The organism is Sinorhizobium chiapasense (genome assembly GCF_045277575.1).
Lineage (GTDB): Bacteria > Pseudomonadota > Alphaproteobacteria > Rhizobiales > Rhizobiaceae > Ensifer > Ensifer chiapasense_A.
Map to the genome: position 1 here is coordinate 67473 of NZ_CP144207.1, position 20831 is coordinate 88303.

General features: G+C 62.4%; 22 protein-coding genes and 1 pseudogene. 19 read left to right on the forward strand and 4 right to left on the reverse strand.

Annotation, left to right across the window (positions count from 1 at the left end; all coding sequences use genetic code 11):
• Window positions 1-106: 106 nt before the first annotated feature.
• From QM996_RS31480 to gnd, 11 genes are all read left to right on the forward strand, one after another.
• On the forward strand, window positions 107-865 hold the full coding sequence (locus tag QM996_RS31480; RefSeq protein ID WP_225179225.1) for an SDR family oxidoreductase: 759 nt from the start codon (window positions 107-109) through the stop codon (window positions 863-865).
• Window positions 862-1566, forward strand: coding sequence for an amino acid ABC transporter permease (locus QM996_RS31485; RefSeq protein ID WP_334142008.1), 705 nt, complete (start codon window positions 862-864; stop codon window positions 1564-1566). Before QM996_RS31480 ends, QM996_RS31485 begins: the two co-directional genes overlap by 4 nt.
• Window positions 1566-2330, forward strand: a complete 765-nt coding sequence (locus QM996_RS31490; RefSeq protein ID WP_334142264.1) for an amino acid ABC transporter permease — start codon at window positions 1566-1568, stop codon at window positions 2328-2330. Before QM996_RS31485 ends, QM996_RS31490 begins: the two co-directional genes overlap by 1 nt.
• A complete protein-coding gene (locus QM996_RS31495) occupies window positions 2327-3094 on the forward strand; it encodes an amino acid ABC transporter ATP-binding protein (protein WP_334142010.1) in 768 nt (255 codons plus the stop codon). Before QM996_RS31490 ends, QM996_RS31495 begins: the two co-directional genes overlap by 4 nt.
• Before the next feature lie 33 nt (window positions 3095-3127).
• On the forward strand, window positions 3128-3964 hold the full coding sequence (locus QM996_RS31500; protein WP_334142012.1) for an ABC transporter substrate-binding protein: 837 nt from the start codon (window positions 3128-3130) through the stop codon (window positions 3962-3964).
• Window positions 3965-4063: 99 nt separating this feature from the next.
• Window positions 4064-4738 carry a 4-carboxy-4-hydroxy-2-oxoadipate aldolase/oxaloacetate decarboxylase gene (locus QM996_RS31505; RefSeq protein WP_334142014.1) on the forward strand — a complete coding sequence of 225 codons (675 nt, stop codon included), beginning with the start codon at window positions 4064-4066 and terminating at the stop codon, window positions 4736-4738.
• Window positions 4739-4791: 53 nt separating this feature from the next.
• Window positions 4792-5559 carry an SDR family oxidoreductase gene (locus tag QM996_RS31510; protein WP_334142016.1) on the forward strand — a complete coding sequence of 256 codons (768 nt, stop codon included), beginning with the start codon at window positions 4792-4794 and terminating at the stop codon, window positions 5557-5559.
• Entirely contained in the window at window positions 5528-6103 is a 576-nt protein-coding gene (locus QM996_RS31515; protein WP_334142018.1) for a gluconokinase, read from the forward strand. Before QM996_RS31510 ends, QM996_RS31515 begins: the two co-directional genes overlap by 32 nt.
• Complete coding sequence (locus tag QM996_RS31520) at window positions 6103-7050, forward strand: 2-hydroxyacid dehydrogenase (protein WP_334142020.1); 948 nt, start codon at window positions 6103-6105, stop codon at window positions 7048-7050. Before QM996_RS31515 ends, QM996_RS31520 begins: the two co-directional genes overlap by 1 nt.
• Before the next feature lie 9 nt (window positions 7051-7059).
• On the forward strand, window positions 7060-8091 hold the full coding sequence (locus QM996_RS31525; protein ID WP_334142022.1) for an L-idonate 5-dehydrogenase: 1032 nt from the start codon (window positions 7060-7062) through the stop codon (window positions 8089-8091).
• Window positions 8092-8118: 27 nt separating this feature from the next.
• Window positions 8119-9543, forward strand: a complete 1425-nt coding sequence (gnd, locus tag QM996_RS31530) for an NADP-dependent phosphogluconate dehydrogenase (protein ID WP_334142024.1) — start codon at window positions 8119-8121, stop codon at window positions 9541-9543.
• Window positions 9544-9555: 12 nt separating this feature from the next.
• Here gnd and QM996_RS31535 read toward each other — a convergent pair whose 3' ends face one another.
• The gene (locus tag QM996_RS31535; protein WP_334142026.1) at window positions 9556-10710 is read right to left on the reverse strand and encodes an ROK family protein; all 1155 of its coding nucleotides are present in this window, start codon (window positions 10708-10710) and stop codon (window positions 9556-9558) included.
• 206 nt (window positions 10711-10916) lie between these two features.
• On the opposite strand from QM996_RS31535, the gene QM996_RS31540 reads away from it, so the two are divergent.
• From QM996_RS31540 to QM996_RS31560, 5 genes are all read left to right on the forward strand, one after another.
• Entirely contained in the window at window positions 10917-12194 is a 1278-nt protein-coding gene (locus QM996_RS31540; RefSeq protein WP_334142028.1) for an ABC transporter substrate-binding protein, read from the forward strand.
• Between the two features lie 126 nt (window positions 12195-12320).
• On the forward strand, window positions 12321-13205 hold the full coding sequence (locus tag QM996_RS31545; protein WP_334142029.1) for a carbohydrate ABC transporter permease: 885 nt from the start codon (window positions 12321-12323) through the stop codon (window positions 13203-13205).
• Window positions 13205-14056: a carbohydrate ABC transporter permease gene (locus QM996_RS31550; RefSeq protein ID WP_334142031.1), complete on the forward strand. Its 852-nt coding sequence runs from the start codon at window positions 13205-13207 to the stop codon at window positions 14054-14056. The genes QM996_RS31545 and QM996_RS31550 overlap by 1 nt, the downstream gene beginning before the upstream one ends.
• Before the next feature lie 23 nt (window positions 14057-14079).
• Complete coding sequence (locus tag QM996_RS31555) at window positions 14080-15216, forward strand: ABC transporter ATP-binding protein (RefSeq protein WP_334142033.1); 1137 nt, start codon at window positions 14080-14082, stop codon at window positions 15214-15216.
• 14 nt (window positions 15217-15230) lie between these two features.
• Window positions 15231-17363 carry a beta-galactosidase gene (locus tag QM996_RS31560; protein WP_334142035.1) on the forward strand — a complete coding sequence of 711 codons (2133 nt, stop codon included), beginning with the start codon at window positions 15231-15233 and terminating at the stop codon, window positions 17361-17363.
• 126 nt (window positions 17364-17489) lie between these two features.
• Here QM996_RS31560 and QM996_RS31565 read toward each other — a convergent pair whose 3' ends face one another.
• From QM996_RS31565 to QM996_RS31575, 3 genes are all read right to left on the reverse strand, one after another.
• A complete protein-coding gene (locus QM996_RS31565; RefSeq protein WP_500270558.1) occupies window positions 17490-17738 on the reverse strand; it encodes an IS66 family transposase in 249 nt (82 codons plus the stop codon).
• Window positions 17739-17857: 119 nt separating this feature from the next.
• A complete protein-coding gene (locus tag QM996_RS31570; protein ID WP_500270570.1) occupies window positions 17858-18007 on the reverse strand; it encodes a hypothetical protein in 150 nt (49 codons plus the stop codon).
• A gap of 83 nt (window positions 18008-18090) precedes the next feature.
• Complete coding sequence (locus QM996_RS31575; protein ID WP_334142295.1) at window positions 18091-18228, reverse strand: Rieske (2Fe-2S) protein; 138 nt, start codon at window positions 18226-18228, stop codon at window positions 18091-18093.
• Between QM996_RS31575 and QM996_RS31580 the strand changes: the two are divergent.
• The 3 genes and pseudogenes from QM996_RS31580 to QM996_RS31590 form a co-directional block, all read left to right on the forward strand.
• Window positions 18179-18622, forward strand: a pseudogene (locus QM996_RS31580) (LysR family transcriptional regulator); the annotation flags it as partial. The gene QM996_RS31575 and the pseudogene QM996_RS31580 overlap by 50 nt on opposite strands.
• Before the next feature lie 413 nt (window positions 18623-19035).
• A complete protein-coding gene (locus QM996_RS31585; protein ID WP_334142037.1) occupies window positions 19036-20184 on the forward strand; it encodes a mandelate racemase family protein in 1149 nt (382 codons plus the stop codon).
• A gap of 17 nt (window positions 20185-20201) precedes the next feature.
• Complete coding sequence (locus tag QM996_RS31590) at window positions 20202-20831, forward strand: SGNH/GDSL hydrolase family protein (protein ID WP_334142039.1); 630 nt, start codon at window positions 20202-20204, stop codon at window positions 20829-20831.

The window sequence follows — 20831 nt, forward strand, 5'->3', positions numbered from 1 at the left end:
GGGTTCGCCGCAAGTCATAAGCCTTCGTTATCCATCCAGATTCAAACGGTCTTATTCAGACCTGAAAACCTTCGCTACTCTCTCTTTCAACAACAGGGGAACCAAAATGTCCTTTTCCGATTACAGAACCGCACTCGTGACCGGTGCATCCTCCGGGATCGGTGCTGCGGTCGTCGAGCGGCTGCGCCGCGAGGGCCTCGAAGTGCATGCGGTTGCCCGTAGCGCCGATGCGTTGAAGGCACTTGCCGAGCGCACGGGCTGCATTTCCCACGCGATTGACGTAACGGACCGCGCCGCTCTGGCAAAGCTTGCCGGCGAAGTCGAATTCGACATTCTGGTGAACAATGCCGGTGTCGACCGGCCCAAGAAATTTCTCGAGGCGGAGGATGGCGACATCGATCTTCTCGTCGACGTCAACCTGCGCGCCGTCCTCCATCTCTGCCGGCTGATCGTGCCTGGCATGGCGGCGCGCGACCGCGGCCATGTCATCAACATCTCCTCGATTGCCGGCAACTACAATTTCGGTGGTAACTCGACCTATCACGCGACCAAAGCCGGCGTCAGCATGCTCTCCAACCAGCTGCGCATCGATACCTTCGGCAAACGCGTGCGCGTAACCGAGATCTGCCCGGGCCGGGTTGCGACCGACATCTTCAATCATGTTCACGGCAACGATCCTTCCATCCGTGAGCGCTTCATCGACGGTTTTGAACTGCCGCAGGCGAGCGACATCGCCGATGCGATTGCCTTTGCGATCGCCGCACCCGTTGCGGTCAACATCGGGCACATGGAAATCACGCCGACGCTTCAGGTCATGGGCGGTCTGCAAACGGCCAAGCCACAGACGAAGGAACCACGGTCGTGAAGGGCTTTGAACTCGCCGCGATCCTCGGGAACCCGGAATACGTGGCCATGCTGCTGCATGGCATCGAGATGACCTTCATCATCGCCGTGTGCTCGTGGACCATGGCGATGACGCTTGCGATCATCCTGCTCGCGATCCGGTTTTCTCCCGGCCGCATCGGCAATGCGGCGGTCGCAGCTTACGTTTCCTATCACCGGAATGTACCGACGCTCGTGCAGCTCATGCTCTGGTATTTCGGCATCTACACGATCCTGCCCTCCGGGCTGGCTGACTGGCTTTCGGCGCATTCGGCGGAAATGATCTTCGCGATCGTCGGGCTCGGCCTTTGCCAAGCGGCCTATTTCAGCGAGGATCTGCGCTCCGGCCTGCGCTCGGTCAATCCTGGCCAGATGGAGGCGGCTCGTGCCTTGGGGCATGGCTATCTCTCCGCCATGCGCTTCGTGCTGATCCCGCAGGGCGTGCGCAACGCGTTGCCGGCCCTCGTCAATCACAGCGTCTCGCTCTTCAAGAACAGCAGTCTTGCCATCGTGATCGGCGCTCCGGAGCTCAGCCACGCCGTCAAGGAGATCGAGAATCTAAGCTTCAGAACCTTCGAAATCTATCTGGTCGGCACGGTCCTCTATCTCGTCTTTTCGTTGATGATCATGGCGGCGGGCGCCTACCTCACTTGGCGTGCTGATCCAGCGAATGGAGCCAGATGATGATCCACGACCTGATCGCCATCATCGACGAATACTGGCTGCTGCTGCTGATCGGACAGTATCCGAACGGCCCGCTCGGTGGCCTTGCCAATACGCTGATCCTTTCGGCGCTCAGCATCGCGATCGCCTTCCCGTTCGCGATCCTTCTCGCCTTCGCGCGGCTTTCCAAATACCGGGTCCTGCGCTTGCCGGTGACCGTGCTCGTCTATGTGACCCGCGGCGTACCGCTCTTGATGCTGGTGTTGTGGAGCTACTTCCTTGTGCCGCTCATGACCGGCGCCGATGTGCCGAGCTTCCTCACCATGCTGACGACCCTGGTCGTCTATCAGGGAGCGTTCCTGAGCGAGATCATCCGCGCCGGCATCCTCGCGCTGGGGCAGGGGCAGATGGACGCAGCCCGCGCGCTCGGCCACGGCTATTTCGGCGCGATGCGCTACGTGATCCTGCCGCAGGCGCTCTACAACATGATCCCGAGCATGCTGTCGACCTTCGTGGCGACCATCAAGGACACGACCCTCGGCTACGTCATCAATGTGCCGGACCTCACGTTCGCCGCCAGCCAAGTCAACAACCAGCTCCTCACGCAACCTTTCCAGGTCTTCCTCATCCTGGCGCTGACCTACTACGTGATCTGCTGGTCGCTCACCTGGCTCACCAATGTCGTCGAGCGGCGCATTACACGCCGGCGCGCTGGCCTTATTGCCTCAAAACGCCGCGGGCAGTTGCCGATTTCCCTGACGCCGAACGCCACGGAGCAGCCATGACCGCTTCAACATCCACCTTCACGAAGGATCAGACGATCCGGCTCGCCGATGTCCGCAAGAGCTATGGCGATTATGACGTCTTGAAAGGCATCGACGCGACGGTGGCGCGCGGCGAAGTAGTGGTCATCTGCGGCCCGTCAGGTTCGGGAAAGTCGACCTTGATCCGCACGGTGAACCGGCTGGAGGAGATCAACAGCGGCTCGATCTTTTTCGAAGGGCAGGACATTCACGCACAGATGAGCGGCCGTGAACTCAACCGCCTGCGCAGCCGCATCGGCTTCGTCTTCCAGAGCTTCAACCTCTTCCCCCATCTCTCCGCAGTGGACAATGTCGCAATGTCTCCCATTCGCGTGAAGGGCGTGGCGCCGGCCGAAGCGCACGAGAAAGCGCTGAAGCTCCTCGACCGCGTCGGTCTTCGCGAAAAGGCAAATTCCTATCCGGTACAATTGTCCGGCGGGCAGCAGCAGCGGGTAGCAATTGCCCGTGCGCTCGCCATGGAGCCGCCCGTCATGTTGTTCGATGAACCGACCAGCGCGCTCGACCCGGAAATGGTCGGTGAAGTGTTGAACGTCATGAAATCCCTGGCCGCCGAAGGCATGACCATGATGTGCGTCACGCACGAAATGGGCTTCGCCCGTGATGTCGCTGACCGCATCTGGTTCATCGATGCGGGCCAGATCATCGAGACCGCAACACCTGAGGAGTTCTTCAAGAACCCCAGGCACCCGCGTGCGCAGCGGTTTCTCGCTGACCTGCGCCACTAGAACAGCAGAACCAACAAACGAAGGAGAACAGCAATGAAGTGCAGCCATCTTATCCTCGGAATGACCGTTGCGGCAGCGGCGCTCGCAGGTCCGGCCAAGGCCGACCAGCTCGAAGACATCATCGCGAACAAGACGCTGCGGTGCGCGACCTTCGCAGACGTGCCGCCCTTCGCTGCTCCGGACGCCAAGACGCGCGAAATGGTCGGGTTCGACGTCGATCTTTGCGGCGCGATTGCCCGCGAACTCGGCGTGAAAGCCGAGATCAAGCCGGTTTCGGTCGAAGCCCGCGTGCCGGAGGTGAAGCTTGGGCGCGTTGACATCACCGTCGCCAACCTCGCTTACACCCAGAGCCGTGCCGAACAGATCCAGTTCAGCGACCCCTATTATCTGGCCAAGGAAATGTTGATCGTGCCGGCGGATGATGCTGGCAAGGCAAAGGCCGACTATGTTGGCCAGCGACTGGCCTCCACCAAGGGCTCGACCTCGGAAATGTCGATCAAGCTCAACAAGTCCGAGCCGCTCACCTTCCAGGACACCGCATCAGCCTACCTCGCCGTGCAGCAGGGCAAGGCGCGCGGCATGGTCGCCAACACGATGACGACCACGAAGCTGGTCAACGAATCGAAGACCCGCGGCAAGGAAATGCGCATGATCGCTGAGCCCATGCTGTTCCAGCCTATCGGCGTCGGCATGGCAAAGGATCAGCCGGCATTGACAGCCAAGATCAACGAAGTGCTGCACAAGCTCGATGATAGCGGCGAGATCAACCAGATCTGGGACAAATGGCTTGGCCCGAACACCGAATACAAGATGGCGCGCACCGACAAGGTTGCACCGCTGTCCGAACTGAAATTCGACCCGATCCCCTGATGGGGCCGGGTCTCGCGTAAGCGACCCTCGTTTTCCGAATGTTTTGAACAACGCAAACGGCGGGCGTCGCGCCCGCCGCGACCACCCGTGGGAAAAATCATGACGCATATCAAGAAAATGCCCATTCGTCCGAGTGCCGCCGAAGTGGAAGCGGTCGCCAAGTTTTCGCCGGCAACGATCCATGAGGCGCAGGGACGCCGGGGGGCATTGTCCTCCCGCATCAAACCTGTCGACTACCGCATGAAGCTTTGCGGGCCGGCCTTCACGGTCCGTTGCGCGCCACGCGACAACATCATGCTGCAGCTTGCAATAAACTACGCTCAGCCGGGCGACATCATCGTCGTTTCGGCCGGTGAATACGAAGAGGCTGGATCGTTCGGCGACGTACTTGCCAATGCCTGCCTTGCGAAGGGCATTGGCGGCCTCGTGACGGACAGCGGCGTGCGCGACACGCTGCAATTGCGCGAGCTCGGATTTCCGGTGTTCTCGCTCAGCGTCTGCATCAAGGGCACGGTCAAGGAAACCCTGACCGCCACCAACGACCCGATCATCATCGGCGGAGAGCTTGTCCATCCCGGCGACATCATTGTCGGCGACGCTGATGGCCTGGTCGTGGTGAGGCGGGAGGAGGCTTTCGAGGTCGCGAGGCTGTCGCAGGCGCGCGAAGATGCCGAAGCCGAGTACATTGCCGCATACAAGGCAGGAAAATCGGTCATCGAAGTCAGCAAGCTCGAGCCGGTGCTGAAGGCAAAAGGGCTCGTAGTCGAAGGCTGAGCAAGGTCCGGGCGCATCTCGCGCGAGGCGTCCGGCGGTTAAGGAGAACAGGTTTGTCATTCCCACTTTTCGACCTGAAGGGCCGTCGGGCCCTGGTGACGGGCTCATCGCAGGGCATCGGTTTCGCGCTGGCGCGTGGTCTGGCCGAGCATGGTGCTGCACTTGTCTTGAACGGCCGCGACCGTTCGAAGCTGGAGGCGGCGGCTGCCGCCTTGCGGGATGCCGGCCACCTGGTCGATGTCGCGGATTTCGACGTCACGGACGCAGAAGCGGTCAAGGGCGGCGTCGATCAGATCGAACGGGATGTCGGCGCCATCGACATCCTCGTCAACAATGCCGGCATGCAGTTTCGCGCGCCGCTTGAGGATTTTCCAGCCGAACGCTGGGAGCAGCTGCTGAAGACCAATGTCTCCAGTGTCTTTTATGTCGGCCAGGCGGTGGCGCGCCACATGATCGGCCGCGGCGCCGGCAAGATCATCAACATCGCCTCGGTGCAGAGCGAACTCGCGCGCCCGTCGATCGCGCCTTACACGGCGACCAAGGGTGCGGTGAAGAACCTGACGCGCGGCATGTGCACCGACTGGGCAAAGTATGGCTTACAGGTGAATGCGATCGCCCCCGGTTACTTCAAGACACCGCTGAACCAGGCGCTGGTCGACAGCGCGGAGTTCTCCTCCTGGCTGGAAAAGCGTACGCCGGCGGCCCGCTGGGGCGAGGTCGAAGAGCTGGTGGGTGCCGCGGTCTTCCTGGCAAGCAAGGCCTCCTCCTTTGTCAACGGACACACGCTCTATGTCGATGGCGGCATCACCACCAGCCTCTGAAGTCTGCCGCGGCTTCGGCCCGGTCGTCGTCATGGGCGTATCCGGCTGCGGCAAGTCGGCGGTTGGCGAACGGCTCGCCAGCTATCTCGGTGCGCGTTTCATCGAGGGCGACAGCCTGCATTCGGCCGCCAATGTCGAGAAGATGCGCAGCGGCATCCCGCTTACCGATGCGGACCGCTGGCCCTGGCTGGACGAGATCGGTAGCCGGCTGGCGAGCCCGATTGCCACCGTCGTGTCGTGCTCGGCCTTGAAGCGCGCCTATCGCGAGCGCTTGAGGGACGTTGCCTGGCAGCCGATCACCTTCGTCTTCCTGCAGGGAACGCGGGCGCTGCTGGCGGCGCGGCTGGGAGAGCGCAAGGGCCATTACATGCCGCTGTCGCTGCTCGACAGCCAACTTGCCACCCTCGAACTGCCTTCGGGGGAGGCGGACGTCGTTACCATCGAAATCGACCAGTCGCTGGAGCGCATCGTTGCGCTGGCGATGAACACGCTGGCGATCCGCGCCGATCGCGCGGCCAGCGAACAAACCACGGGAGGAAACTGATGACGAAACCGGACATCCTGCTGATGGGGCCCTATCCGGAGTGGGACCTGGCGGAGCTCGAGGAGGGTTACGCCGTCCACAAGATCTACGAGGCCGAGGATCGTGACGCTTTCCTGAGAGCACACGGCCCGAAAATCCGAGCGATCGCCACCCGAGGCGAACTTGGCGCATCGGCGGATCTGATCGGCAGGCTGCCGCAGGTCAAGATCGTCTCCGTCTATGGTGTCGGTTATGACGCCGTCGATCTCGCCGCCTGCCGCGAGCGCGGCATTCGCGTCACCAACACCCCCGATGTCTTGACCAACGACGTCGCCGATCTCGGCGTCGCTATGATGCTCTGCCAGTCGCGCGGCATGATCGGCGCCGAGCGCTGGGTCAAGGACGGCAGCTGGGCAGCCAAGGGCCTCTATCCACTGAAGCGGCGGGTCTGGGGGCAGAAGGCCGGCGTGCTCGGTCTCGGCCGCATCGGCTTCGAGGTCGCCAAGCGCCTCAAGGGCTTCGACATGGACATCGCCTATAGCGACGTCTCGGAAAAAACCTATGCCGACGGTTTGACCTTCATCGCCGATCCCGTCGCCCTGGCAGAACGCTCGGATGTGCTGTTCGTCACGCTCGCGGCTTCCGTCGAGACCCGCCACATTGTCTCGAAAGCGGTGATCGAAGCGCTCGGTCCCGAGGGCATGCTGATCAACATCTCGCGCGCCTCCAACATCGATGAGGACGCGTTGCTCGATGCGCTCGAAAGCGGTGCGCTAGGTTCGGCGGCGCTCGATGTCTTCGAGGGCGAGCCGAAGCTCAATCCGCGCTTCCTGAAGCTCGACAATGTCCTGCTACAGCCGCATCACGCTTCAGGCACGATCGAAACCCGCAAGGCGATGGGCAAGCTGGTGCGGGACAACCTCGCTGCGCATTTTGCCGGCGAAGCGCTCATTACCCCCGTCATCTGAGGCGATAAGATGAAAGCCGTTGTCATTCATGCCGCCAAGGATTTGCGGATCGAGGATCGGGAACCGGAGGCGCCGGGAAAGGGCCAGGTCGAGATTGAGATCGAAGCCGGCGGCATCTGCGGATCGGATCTTCACTACTATAACCATGGCGGCTTCGGCACGGTGCGGCTGCGCGAGCCGATGATCCTCGGCCACGAGGTCGCGGGCACGATCAAGGCGCTCGGCGATGGTGTCTCCGGTCTCTCCGTCGGCGACCGGGTGGCGGTGTCGCCGAGCCGCCCCTGCGGGTCCTGCGACTATTGCCAGCGCGGCCAGCAGAACCATTGCCTGAACATGCGCTTCTACGGCAGCGCCATGCCGACGCCGCATATCCAGGGGGCGTTCCGACAGCGCCTGGTCGCCGAGGCGTGGCAGTGCCACAAGGTCGCTGATGGCGTCTCGATCAACGAAGCGGCGATGGCCGAACCCTTTGCCGTGACGCTTCACGCCGTGGCGCGCGCCGGTTCGCTCACCGGCAAGCGGGTGCTCGTCACCGGCTGCGGGCCGATCGGGGCGCTGGCAATCATCGCCGCGCGTGTTCACGGCGCGCGCGAGATCGTGGCGACCGACGTCATGGACGGCGTGCTCGACAAGGCGCTCACGATCGGCGCCGACCGGGTGATCAATGTTGCCAACGCTCCCGATCATCTCGCAGCCTATGCGGCCAACAAAGGGACGTTCGACGTGCAGTTCGAGGCTTCGGGCAATGCGCAGGCGGTGCGTTCCGGCCTTGAGGTCTTGAAACCCCGATCGGTGCTCGTCCAGCTCGGGCTTGGCGGCGATGTTGCCATCCCGCAGAACCTGGTGGTGGCCAAGGAGATCGAGATGCGCGGCACGTTCCGCTTCCACGAGGAGTTCGGGCTGGCCGTTGATCTCATCAATGCGCGACGTATTGACCTCAAGCCGCTTCTCACCGGCGTCTTCCCGCTGAACGAGGCTGTGACGGCCTTCGAGACGGCTGGCGACCGCAATCGTTCGATGAAGGTGCAGTTGAGCTTTTGAATTGCCAAAACAGTTTGGAGAGCAGCAATGTCACAGGCGGAAATCGGCCTAATCGGTCTCGGCGTCATGGGCTCGAACCTGGCGCTCAACATCGCTGAAAAGGGCAACAAGATCGCGGTGTTCAACCGCACCGTCGAGGCGACGCACAAATTCTACGCGGAAGCCGGCGAACTCCAGGGCCAGATCGTGCCCTGCGACACCATTGAGGAGTTTGTCGCCGCCATCCGCCCGCCGCGTCCGATCATCATCATGATCAAGGCCGGCGAGCCGGTCGACCAGCAGATGGAGATCCTCAAGCCGTATCTCGCCAAGGGCGACATCATGATCGATGCCGGCAACGCCAATTTCCGCGACACGATGCGACGCTTCGAGGCGCTGGAGGGTTCGGGGCTCACCTTCATCGGCATGGGCGTCTCCGGCGGTGAAGAGGGCGCGCGCCACGGCCCGTCGATCATGGTCGGCGGCACGGAAGAGTCCTGGAAGCGGGTCGAAAGCGTGCTGACGTCGATCGCCGCCAAGTACGACAACGTCCCCTGCGTCGCCTGGCTCGGTGAAAACGGCGCCGGCCACTTCGTCAAGACGATCCACAACGGCATCGAATATGCCGACATGCAGATGATCGCCGAAATCTACGGCATCCTGCGCGACGGCCTGAAGATGTCGGCGACCGAGATCGGTGAGGTCTTCGGCGCCTGGAACAGGGGCCGCCTCAACTCCTACCTGATCGAGATCACCGAGAAGGTGCTGAAGGCGGCCGACCCGCTGACCGGCAATCCGATCGTCGACATGATCCTCGACAAGGCCGGCCAGAAGGGCACCGGCAAGTGGTCGGTGATCGAGGCGCAGAACATGGGCGTGCCGGCGACCGGCATCGAGGCGGCGGTTGCCGCGCGCAGCATCTCCTCGATGAAGGACGAGCGCGAAGCGGCCGAGAAGATCCTCGGTCTGCCTCAGGTAGGTGACTTCCAGGTCAACGACAGGGCGGCCTTCATCAAGGATCTCGAAAGCGCGCTGCTCGCCGCCAAGATCGGCGCCTATGCGCAAGGGTTTGCGGTGATGTCGGCGGCGTCGAAGGAGTTCGACTGGAACCTGCCGATGCCGACGATCGCCAGGATCTGGCGCGCCGGCTGCATCATCCGCTCGCAGTTCCTCGACGAGATCACCACCGCCTTCACCAAGGCGCCCGATGCCGCCAACCTGATCGTCACCCCGGCCTTTGCCGCCATGGTCAAGGAGACTGACGCAGCGCTGCGGCGCGTCGTCTCGGCGGCGGTGCTCGGCGGTCTGCCGGTGCCGGCGCTCGCCTCGGCGCTTGGCTATTTCGACAGCTACCGCCGCGGCCGTGGCACGGCCAACGTCATCCAGGCGCAGCGCGACTTCTTCGGCGCCCACGGCTTCGACCGCATCGACGGCGCCGACAGCCACCACGGCCCGTGGGGCAGTGGCCGTTAGACGGGAGAGAACTCACCCGCTGGGCAGGCGCTCGAAGTCGAATATGCCTTGCGTCGCCAAGGCTGCGGCGCCTCTCGCCCAAGAACTGGGCACCCAGTCCGTCTGTATCTCGGGTTTGGAGAAGAACAGGAACTGGTCCATTGATCGCTTGAGCGGGTCGAGGAGAGCGTCGCCGAACTGGACGGCTTCGCCTCCGACGACGATCACCTCGGGATCGAACAGGTTAACCAGATCCGCCAGGTGTCTGCCGATGCGTGATCCCGCGTTCTCCAGGATGTCCAAGGCGTCTTCGTCGCCGGCGGCGGCGGAGGCGACGAAGTCGTCTCTTGTTGGTTCGACACCTCTCCCGCGTCCCCATTCGGCAATCATGTATGGCTCGGCGGCATGCGCCATGAGACATCCGCGCCGGCCGCACTCACAGAGTTCCCCGCCGGGCACGGAGGTGATGTGCCCGAGCTTGCCTGCCGCGCTGTTGCTTCCGTGGTAGATATCGCCATTCAGAACCAGAGAGCAGCCGATCCCCGCACCAATGGCAAGGGCAGCGAAATTACGGTGGTTGCGGCCGGCCCCGAACAGCTTCTGCGCGATCGCGAAGGCGTTGACGTCGTCGTCTATCCAGACGGGGGCGTGCACTCGCTCCGCCAACATTTCCGCGAAGGGAAGATCGCGCCAGCCGAAGCGCGGGCTCTGGAGGCAGACGCCGTTCCTCGGGTCCACCTCGCCAGGGATCGATACGCCGATCCCCATGATGTCCTTCTCGTCACGCATGGCCTGCGCCAGGAGGCGCGGGATGGTGTCGCGAATCGCCTCGATCATGCCTTCAGGACTGGTGTCAGTGACGGTTGCCTGCAAGGTGGCAAGCGGAGAGGTGGCGAGGTCGGTGAGCACGCAGTCGATGCTGTTGCGGTTGAGCTTGAAGCCCAACGCCAGATGGGCCTCGTAGTTGATATCCACCGGGATGGGTCTGCGACCGTTTGAGCTCGCGACCGCCTCGCGTTCCACCACCAACGCTTCGTCCATCAGTTCCGTAACGACGAACGTGACGGCTGCAGGGCTGAGACCCGTGATCGAGGCGAGTTCCGCTCTCGGCAGGGAGCCGCGGTTGCGCAGCAGATTCAAGATCAGCCGCCTGTTCAGCGCCCGCGAGGTGCTCGCATTCCCCTTCAACGCCGCGTCTCCTAGTTAGTTTATTTCGTAAATTAACTCTTGTGTCCATTCCAAACTTAGGCTAGCTTTCCCCCATTGGCAATGAGGAGGAGTGTGCGGAGCGCCAACTTTTCAGAACTCCGCATCACCGCAAAAAATTCTGTTCCAACAGGCCGGGGCGCTGCCCGCCCAGGCGCGGCGGGGCTTTGTCCTGGGGAGGATATGGAATGGCATCCAACGATATCATCAAGCGCGTCACGCGCCCGGCGTCACGCCGGCAGTTCCTGATCGGTGCGGGCACGGCGCTTGCGGGAATGACGCTCGGCGCTCCGGCCATCGCGCAGAGCAAGGAACTGACGATCATCTCCAACATCGGCAACGCCGCGCAGCGCGAGGTGCTGCAGCGGATCGCCAGCGCCTACGAGCAGGAAAGCGGCGTCAAGGTTGCCATCAACAACATGGACCACGAGGCGCACAAGACCGCGATCCGCAGCTACCTCGTCGTCGGAGCGCCGGACATCTGCTTCTGGTTCTCGGGCAACCGCATGAAGGCTTTCGTCAAGCGCGAGCTTTTCGACGACATCTCCGACCTGTTCGAGCGCGAGAACTACAAAAGCGTGCTTGGCCCGGCCGCGGGCGCCGTCACGGTCGACGGGAAACAATACGGTTTGCCGCTCGGCGGCCTGCTCTGGGGGCTCTTCTACCGGAAGGACGTCTTCGAGCAGAAAGGCTGGACGCCGCCCAAGACCATGGAAGAGCTGCTTTCGCTCGGTGAAAAGGCCAAATCCGCGGGCATGATCCCCGTGAGCATGGGCACCAAGGAAATGTGGCCCGCGGCCGGCTGGTTCGACCACATGAACCTGCGCATCAATGGCCTCGACAAGCATATGGCGCTGATGGACGGTCAGATGTCCTACACCGACCCCGCAATGCTGCCGGTCTTCGACAAGTGGGCGGACCTGATCAATGCCGGGCTGTTCAGCCCGAACGGAACGTCCTTCGGCTGGGAACAGGCGGCCGCCGCGCTTGCCCAGAAGAAGGCCGCGATGATGGATCTCGCGGGCTTCATCAAATACGGCTTCCCGGAAGACCAGCAGGACCAGATCGCATTCACCCCGTTCCCTGAGATCGTCCAGGGCATGGCGCGGTACGAGGATTTCGCGCTGAACTCGATTCATGTGCCGAAGAATGCCAAGAACAAGGAAAACGCGCGCGACTTCCTGGCCTTCTTATACAAGCCGGACAACCTGTCGGCCTTCCTCGAGACCGAAAGTGCGGTTCCGCCGCGCAATGACTGCCCGCCGAGCAAGGACCCGCTCGTCAACGCCGCCGTCGAGTCGCTCAAGACCGTCGAAGGCTCGGCGCAATATTACGACCGCGACACCGACCCCGACATGGCGCAAGAGGGCCTGAAGGGCTTCCAGGAGTTCATGGCCAAGCCAGAGCGGCGCGACCAGATCCTCGAACGGCTCGAAGCGACGCGCAAGCGCATCTTCAAAGCCTGAGCCTCGCGCGGCCGCTCTCCACTCCCAAGGGCGGCCGCAACAGGGTAGGGCCGCGGCGCACACCTGTGGCCCTGCCTGCTTCCGGCGAGTGCGGCCACGTTTCAAAGCCTTCGTGAGTGATCCTGAATGTCTACCTTCTGGCGAAATCATCGGCATTGGATAGCGCCGGCCCTGTTCATCATGCCCGGAGCCTTGCTGTTCGGGGTGGTGATCATCCTGGCGTCCGCGCAGACCATCTGGGTTTCCTTCTTCGACTGGGATGGTGTCGGGGCAAAGCAATGGGTGGGGCTCGCGAACTACGCGCGGCTGCTGGACGACCCGCAGTTCTATGTATCGCTCAAGAACAACCTGATCTGGCTCGCCATGTTCATGCTTGCGCCGCCGCTGGGCCTGGCGCTGGCGCTGCTGCTCAATCAACCCATCCGCGGCATGCGGGTCATGAAGTCGCTCTTCTTCGTGCCCCTGGTGCTGGCGTCCGTCACCGTCGGCGTCGTCTTCACCTGGGTCTATGATCCCACGTTCGGTCTGCTGTCGCTCATCTTCAGCTCCTTCGGAGCGACAGCCCCGGCGCTGCTTTCGGACGAGCATCTCGTCACTTTCGCGGTCGTCGTGGCGGCGCTCTGGCCGCAGGTCGCCTTCTGCCTCGTGCTCTTCCTGGCGGGCCTCAACAATCTGAGCGATGATCTCATTGGAGCGGGACGGGTCGATGGCGCGCGCGGATGGCCGATGCTCATCCATGTGATCCTGCCGCAACTGCGCGAGGTCAGCTTCATTGCGCTCGCGGTAACGGTCATTGGCGCATTGCGGTCCTTCGACATGGTGGCGGTGATGACCTCCGGTGGCCCCTTCGGCTCCTCGACGGTACTCGCCTACCAGATGTACGAGCAATCGATCTTCTCCTACCGCTTCGGTTACGGAGCCGCGATCGCCACCGTGCTCTTCGTGATCATGGCAGCCTTCATCGCCTGGTACCTGCGCACCCTTCTCAAGCCCGAACGGGAGGGCGTCTGATGTATCCGAGACCGCTTGCCGAAGACGCGCCGATCCGGCGGTTTGCATATGCGTTGATGGTGGTGCTGATCCTTGCCCTTTGGCTCGTGCCGCTAATGGCGGTCATGGCGACGTCGCTCAGGTCGTTCGAGGAGGTGATGGCGGGCAATTATTGGGGTTGGCCGAAGAGTTTCAACTTCATCGAAAACTACACGGCGGTGTTCACGCAGACCGCCATGGCGCAATACTTCCTCAATAGCCTGATCGTGACGCTGCCATCGGTCGTCGGCGTGCTCGTTCTGTCGACGCTCACCGGCTACGTCCTGTCGCGGTATCGGTTCCGCGGGGCGAACCTGATATTCGCGCTGTTCGTCGGCGGCAACTTCCTTCCGGCCCAGATCATGATGATCCCGGTCCGCGACCTCATGGTCTCGATCGGGCTCTACGACACCTACTACGCACTGATCGTCTTCCACGTGGCCTTTCAGACGGGCTTCGCGACGCTTTTCATGCGCAACTTCATATCGGCATTGCCGGACGAACTGTTCCAGGCGGCCCGGGCGGAAGGCGCCTCGCCGTGGCAGACGCTCTGGCATGTGGTGCTTCCGTTGGTCCGGCCGGCGCTTGCGGCGCTCGCGATTCTCACCTTCACCTTCGTCTGGAACGATTATTTCTGGGCGATCGTGCTGACCCAGAGCGACGCGGTCAAACCGGTGACCGCGGGGCTGAACAACCTTCGCGGCGAATGGGTGTCCGCATGGAACCTGGTGGCCGCGGCAACGATCCTGGTCGCGATCCCGCCGGTGGTGATGTTCTTTCTCATGCAGCGCCACTTCATCGCCGGCCTGACGGTCGGTGCGGTCAAAGGCTGAGCAGAATTCAAGGAATCCTTCACATGACGAGCGTTGAACTGATCAACATCGAGAAACACTATGGCGGCTTCCATGCCCTGAAGGACGTCAACCTGACGATCGAAGAGGGCGAGTTCGTGGTCATGGTCGGCCCCTCCGGCTGTGGAAAGTCGACCCTCTTGAAGACGATCGCCGGCCTTGAGACCACGAGCGCTGGAACGCTCCGCATCAGCGGACGGGACGTCACCAGGCTCGAGCCCGGCGACCGCGGCATCGCGATGGTGTTCCAGTCCTATGCGCTCTATCCGCACATGACGGTCGCCGAAAACATGGGGTTCGGCCTCAGGATGGCGAAGCGGCCAAAGGCGGAGATCGACGCGGCTGTCGCGAGGGCCGCGAGAATTCTCAGGCTCGAGGAGCAGCTCGAAAAGAAGCCGAAGCAGCTCTCGGGCGGCCAGCGTCAGCGCGTCGCCATCGGGCGGGCGATCACCCGGTCGCCCGACGTCTTCCTCTTCGATGAACCGCTGTCCAACCTGGACGCGGCACTGCGAACGCAGATGCGAGTCGAGCTGTCCACGCTTCATGCTGAGCTCGGATCGACCATGATCTACGTCACGCACGATCAGGTCGAGGCGATGACCATGGCGAGCCGGATCGTCGTCCTCAATCGCGGCAGGATCGAACAGGTCGGGGCGCCGCTCGAGCTCTATAACAATCCGGACAACGTGTTCGTCGCCGGCTTTCTCGGCGCCCCCCGCATGAACTTCGTCGCTGGCCGGGTGACCGAAGCCAGCGGATCCTCTGCGAGGGTCGTCTGCGCCGGCGGGCTCGATGTGGGGTTTGAGGCTCTCGCCGGAAAGGTGAGCGTCGGCGACGCCGTGACCCTGGGCATCCGGCCGGAGAGGCTGCGGCTCGATGATGCGGCAGCGCAGATCCGCTTCGCGGGAAGCGTCAGGCTGACGGAATATCTTGGCCGCGAGACGATCGTCTATGTCGATGCGGGGCCATTGGTCACCACCGGATCTGACAGCGGCACCAACGTCTTCACCGTGCAGATCGCCGACGTCAAGCCCTTCCACAACGGCAGCGCGGTGTCGCTCGGCTTCGATCCCACCGACGCCTACCTCTTCGCCGCTGACGGCAGCACCATCACGCCTCCCAAGGCCGTGGCGAAAATCTAAGCAAGGACAAAATCATGAAGCGTACCCCTCCCGCGCCGCTCTCGGTCTGGCGCACCCTGAACTTCGACGATTTCCTGCTCGGCGTGCCGCATTATCCGGAGCATGTCGACGAGAGCTACTGGCTGCGGGATGCAGAGCGCATTGCGGCCGCCGGGTTCAACGTGGTCCGCCTCGGCGAATTCGCCTGGCATCTGATGGAGCCGAGGGAAGGGGTGTTCGACTTTTCGCTGTTCGATCGGGCCATCGCCGTGCTTGCCGCGGAAGGCGTGAAGACCATCTTCTGTACGCCGACCGCGACGCCGCCGCGCTGGCTGACCGCGACCTATCCGGAAGTGCTGCGCGTCGACGAACGCGGCCGAACTGCCACGCACGGTTCCCGCCAGCATGCGGACACCAACAGCCCCGTCTACCGCATGCATAGCCGGCGCATCACCGAGGCCCTGGCGCGCCACTATGCGGGCAATCCAAATGTCATCGGCTGGCAGACAGACAACGAGTTGAACACGACCGCTTCGACCTCCTATTCCGAAGCGAGCGAGCGCGAATTCCGCCGTTATCTCCACGATCGGTATGAGACGATCGACAAGCTGAACTCTGCCTGGGGCGGAAACTTCTGGGCGCTCGCCTATGACAGTTTCGACCAGATCGCCATCCCGAGAAAGGACAATCCGGGATTTGTCGCGCCCGGGCACATGCAGGACTACCATCGCTTCCTCGCCCATGCGACGGCCGCCTTCCAGCATGACCAGGTTGAAATCCTGCGCAGAGCCAATTCGGAATGGTTTATCTTCCATAATCTCGGACAGCTCGAAGACATCGACCTCCGCGGCCAGTTCGGTGAGAATCTCGACTTCCTCGGCTTCGACATCTACCCCATGCTCTACGACGAGATGCGCCGGGCGGGCGGCCATCCCGCCACTCAGGCGCTGCATCTCGACGTCTGCCGCGCCTATTCCGGCAACTTCATCGTGCCGGAGCAGGCGTCCGGGTTCGGCAGTCAGCCGGGTTTCTCGACCATGACGCCGGAACCGGGCGAGATGCGCCGGATGGCGCTGAGCTCCGTCGCGCGTGGCGCCGACGGCCTCCTGTTCTTCCGCTGGCGACCGGCGCACTTCGGCGCGGAGATCTACTGGATGGGTATCATCGACCACGACGATGTGCCTCGCCGCCGCTATCAGGAGGCAAAGCAGTTCGCCGAGGACATCGGCAGGATCAAGAAGGACCTCCTCGGCACCACCGTGCGCATGGACGTCGCGATCGCGGGAGCCGACTTCGACAATCAGGAGGCCTACAGGACCTATCCGATGGGCATGCCGAGCCCGCTCGAAGACGGTATGCTGCTCCATCGCTACTGCTATTCGAAAGGGATCGCCTGCGGCTTCATCCATCCCGAGGACGACCTTTCGCGGATCAAGGTCCTCTATGTACCGCATTGGGTGATGTGGAAGCCGGAGTGGAACGAGAACGTCGAGACCTTCGTCCGCAATGGCGGAACCCTGATCGTCGGCGCCATGACCGGCACCCGCGATGAAAACAACCACATACCGACGGACCTCGCGCCTGGCCCGGGGCTTTCGAAGCTCTGCGGCGTGCGCGTCGAGGAGTTCGGTCGGGTGGCCGAACCGGGGGCCGAGGGCTTGTTCGGGCTCCATGGAACTGAGTTCGGCTTTCACAACCCGGCGAAGCGCCCACCGGCCAGTTCGGCGTCGCGGCGCCACCGTTTCATCTTGGGCAACCGGGAGTACGAGGCCGCGCACCTTTACGAGCTTCTCGCGCTCGACGACGACGTCGAGGTTCTGGGGCACTGGTCGAACCGCTTCGCGAGCGGCAGGGCAGCGGTGACGAGCCGGAAGGTCGGCAAAGGCCGGGCCTGCTATGTCGGGACATATCTGGCCGAGTCCCTTGTCGAAGGATTGGTGGATCATGTCCTCGGCGCGGATGTCCAGCCTCTGGTCCCGGACTTGCCGCCTGCCGTGGAGGTCGTCCTGAGGGAGGCGGAAGACAGAAAGTTGCTTTTCCTGCTGAACTGCGATGCGGAGCCGGTAGAGTTGAGCTCTGTCCCCGCTGGAACGGACCTCCTTTCGGGCTATCAGGTGGACGGCGGACTTGCTCTCGGGCCTTATGGTTGTGCGGTTCTGCGCTTGTAAAGAGATACCCAGGTGCGTCGACCTGTGCCGGTGCGTCAGGCCAAACGCGAAATCAAATACCTGGAAGCAGAAGTCGGATGATCACTGGCTGCTTCGATATCGGTGTCAACATCGCGCAGAGACAGTTCAGTGGCCAACGGCTCGACGCCACAGGCGCGGCAAGTCAGCATCAGGCTGTAGATGACGGCGCTGGTCCTGGCTAAGTAGACGGTATCGCTGAAGCCAATTCTTTCTGGTGGCGAAAATCCTGATATCGCGCTCCAGAAGATTGTTGTCGATCAGGATCCTGCCGTCCTCGGTGTAGCGAGTCAGATATTCCCATTGGTTCAGGGGGGTAGGACACGGAACACCTTCGGGGCGATATCGTCGAGTCATGCCTTGAAAGCATTGAGGATGGGGACACTGTGTTGCTGGCGAAAGCGGCGAATGCAGTGATCTCGCGTTTCACCATCCTCGGGCTTTCTGTCCCGCGCCTGTTTTTCAACCCGGCATAGTTATTCGAAGAACCGGAGCGCCTGCTCCGGCGGACCGCCGCCTTTCTTTCTCACCTTGGCGGCATCGACAAAGCGCCGTCTGGAGTGGCCCATGCATCCAATAGGGTTGCCCGTTCCAGGGTGCGCCAGGCGGAATAGCCCATCACTCATCACGATGCCGCGGTAATCGCCGAGGAAGGTCTGCGGGTGTATCTGGCCGCGGCCTGGCTTCTCTATCGCATAAACGGGTTCGATTAATTGAAGTACTGCTCGCCGACGCGCATCGTGACGTAGCTGCCCGTCTTGGCAAGCTGGCAGGCCAGGATCGCGTAGAGCCATTCCTTGACCACCCTCATTTGCTTTGAGGCGGCCGCCCGCAATGCTAGTTTCAAGAAGGCCGCTCAGGAAATGAACGTGACGCCTGCGGCCGTGAGCCACCAGATCAAAGCGCTCGAGACCGATCTTGGATGTAACCTGTTCTGCGCCGCAGTCGCGGGGTTGAGCTCACGGAAAAAGGCGCTTTTTTGTTTCTTGCGAGCCGGCGTGGCTTCGAGACGATCTCGGAGGCCGTCACGCAGATCCGTGATCGCCAGGAAACGGTTGACGTGACGATCCGGACGACCACGGCGATCAGTGCACTGTGGCTCACGCCGAAGATTTCGGCCTTCTGGAAAATCCATCCCGCCATTACCGTCTCGCAGATCGTCAGCGACGTTCCGGCAATGACCGGTCGCTGCGATCTGAGCATCCACTACGGCGATGGAGAATGGCGTCGAATATAGGAACGCTGCGGCGGCCATTAGGGGCGACGCCCGCAGTCCTGGTGCATCTTCCGTTCCGGGGATCGAGGACGGTGTCCAGGGCCTCGAGTTCATCGACGCCTGCATCAGGTCGTCGTCCTCCGACGGACGCTGGGTGGCGATGGCAGCTTCGTAAAATCGGGCATGCTCGTCCGTAGCAGCTGCGCGCGGGAGACGTCGCACGAGGGCCGCGTCCGACGAGGCGCTGTCCACTTCGATTGGCGCTTCATGCGCGCCATGCACTGGACATGGCGGCGACGCGCGGGGCCACCGCTCCAATCCCTATCAGGCATTTTTCATGACATGTCATACATGTTTGACAAGTTGGCTGATATCTGTGTAAGTTCACATTAGACAAGTTGGCGTAACCAAATCGCCTATTCGCATACCGGAGGAACAATGATCATCACCGACGTCGACGTGCGGGTCTTCCGCACGACCACACGCCGCCACTCGGACAGTGCTGGTCACGCGCATCCCGGCCCGCCGCATCAAGTGGAGCAGGCTATGCTAACTATCCGCACCGAGGACGGTCACGAGGGGCATTCCTTCACGGCGCCGGAGATCGTCCGCCCGCATGTCATCGACAAATTTGTGAAAAAGGTCCTGATCGGAGAGGACCATCGCGATCGCGAACGGCTTTGGCAGGACCTCGCGCACTGGCAACGCGGCTCAGCAGCGCAGCTGACCGATCGCACACTTGCCGTGGTCGATTGCGCGCTGTGGGACCTTGCAGGGCGAACCCTGAAACAACCTGTATACAAGTTGATCGGAGGATACCGCGACAAGGTGCTCGCCTACGGCTCGATCATGTGCGGGGACGAACTTGAGGGTGGTCTTGCCACACCCGAGGACTATGCGCGTTTCGCCGAAACGCTGGTCAAGCGCGGCTACAAGGGCATCAAGCTACACACCTGGATGCCACCGGTGAGCTGGGCACCGGACGTCAAGATGGACCTCAAGGCCTGTGCTGCTGTGCGCGAAGCTGTAGGGCCGGATATCGACCTGATGATCGACGCCTTCCATTGGTACTCCAGAACAGACGCGCTTGAACTTGGGCGCGGGCTCGAAAAGCTTGGCTTCGGCTGGATCGAAGAACCGATGGATGAGCAGTCGCTTTCGTCCTACAAATGGCTCGCAGATAATCTCGACATTCCCGTCGTCGGCCCGGAAAGTGCAGCCGGCAAGCATTGGCATCGCGCCGAGTGGATCAAGGCCGGCGCCTGCGACATCCTGCGCACAGGCGTTAACGACGTCGGGGGCATCACGCCGGCGCTGAAGACGATGCACCTTGCCGAGGCTTTCGGCATGGAGTGCGAAGTGCACGGCAACACCGCCATGAACCTGCATGTCGTGGCCGCCACCAAGAACTGCCGCTGGTACGAGCGTGGCCTGCTGCACCCGTTCCTCGAATATGACGATGGGCACGACTACCTGAAGTCGCTGTCCGACCCCATGGATCACGAGGGTTATGTACACGTGCCGGACCGAGCCGGTCTCGGCGAGGATATCGACTTCAATTTCATCGAAAACAATCGCGTGCGGTAACGGGCGGGGAACTGGTGATGAAGACCGTTCTTGCCTTCGGAGATAGCCTGACCTGGGGCGCCGACCCGGCGACGGGCCTGCGCCATCCGCTGGAGGGGCGTTGGCCTGAAGTTCTCGGTGAAGCGCTTGGCGGCCGGGCAAAGATCATTCCCGAAGGTCTCGGCGGACGCACCACCTGCTACGACGACCACGCGGGGCCCGCATGCCGCAATGGCGCCAAGGCGCTGGAAGTGGCGCTTGCCAGCCACATGCCGCTCGACCTCGTCATCGTCATGCTCGGCACCAACGACATCAAGCCCGTACATGGCGGGCGCGCAGAAGGGGCGGTTTCGGGCATGCGCCGGCTGGCGCAGATCGTCGAAACTTTTCCATACAAACCAAAGGCGGCGAAGCCGAAGCTTCTAATCGTCGCGCCGCCGCCCTGTTCAGCCGGTCCAGGTGGACATCCGGCGGCGGGTCGCAGCGTAGCGGAATCAGAGAGGCTATCTCCCCTCTACCGCAATCTCGCGGACGAACTCGGGCATCCGTTCTTTGATGCCGGGTCGGTCACCCGGGCATCAGAAATCGATGGTGTGCATCTCGAAGCCGCAGACACGGCGGCAATCGGACGGGCGCTCGCCGTGCCCGTCGGCGAAATTCTTGGCTGA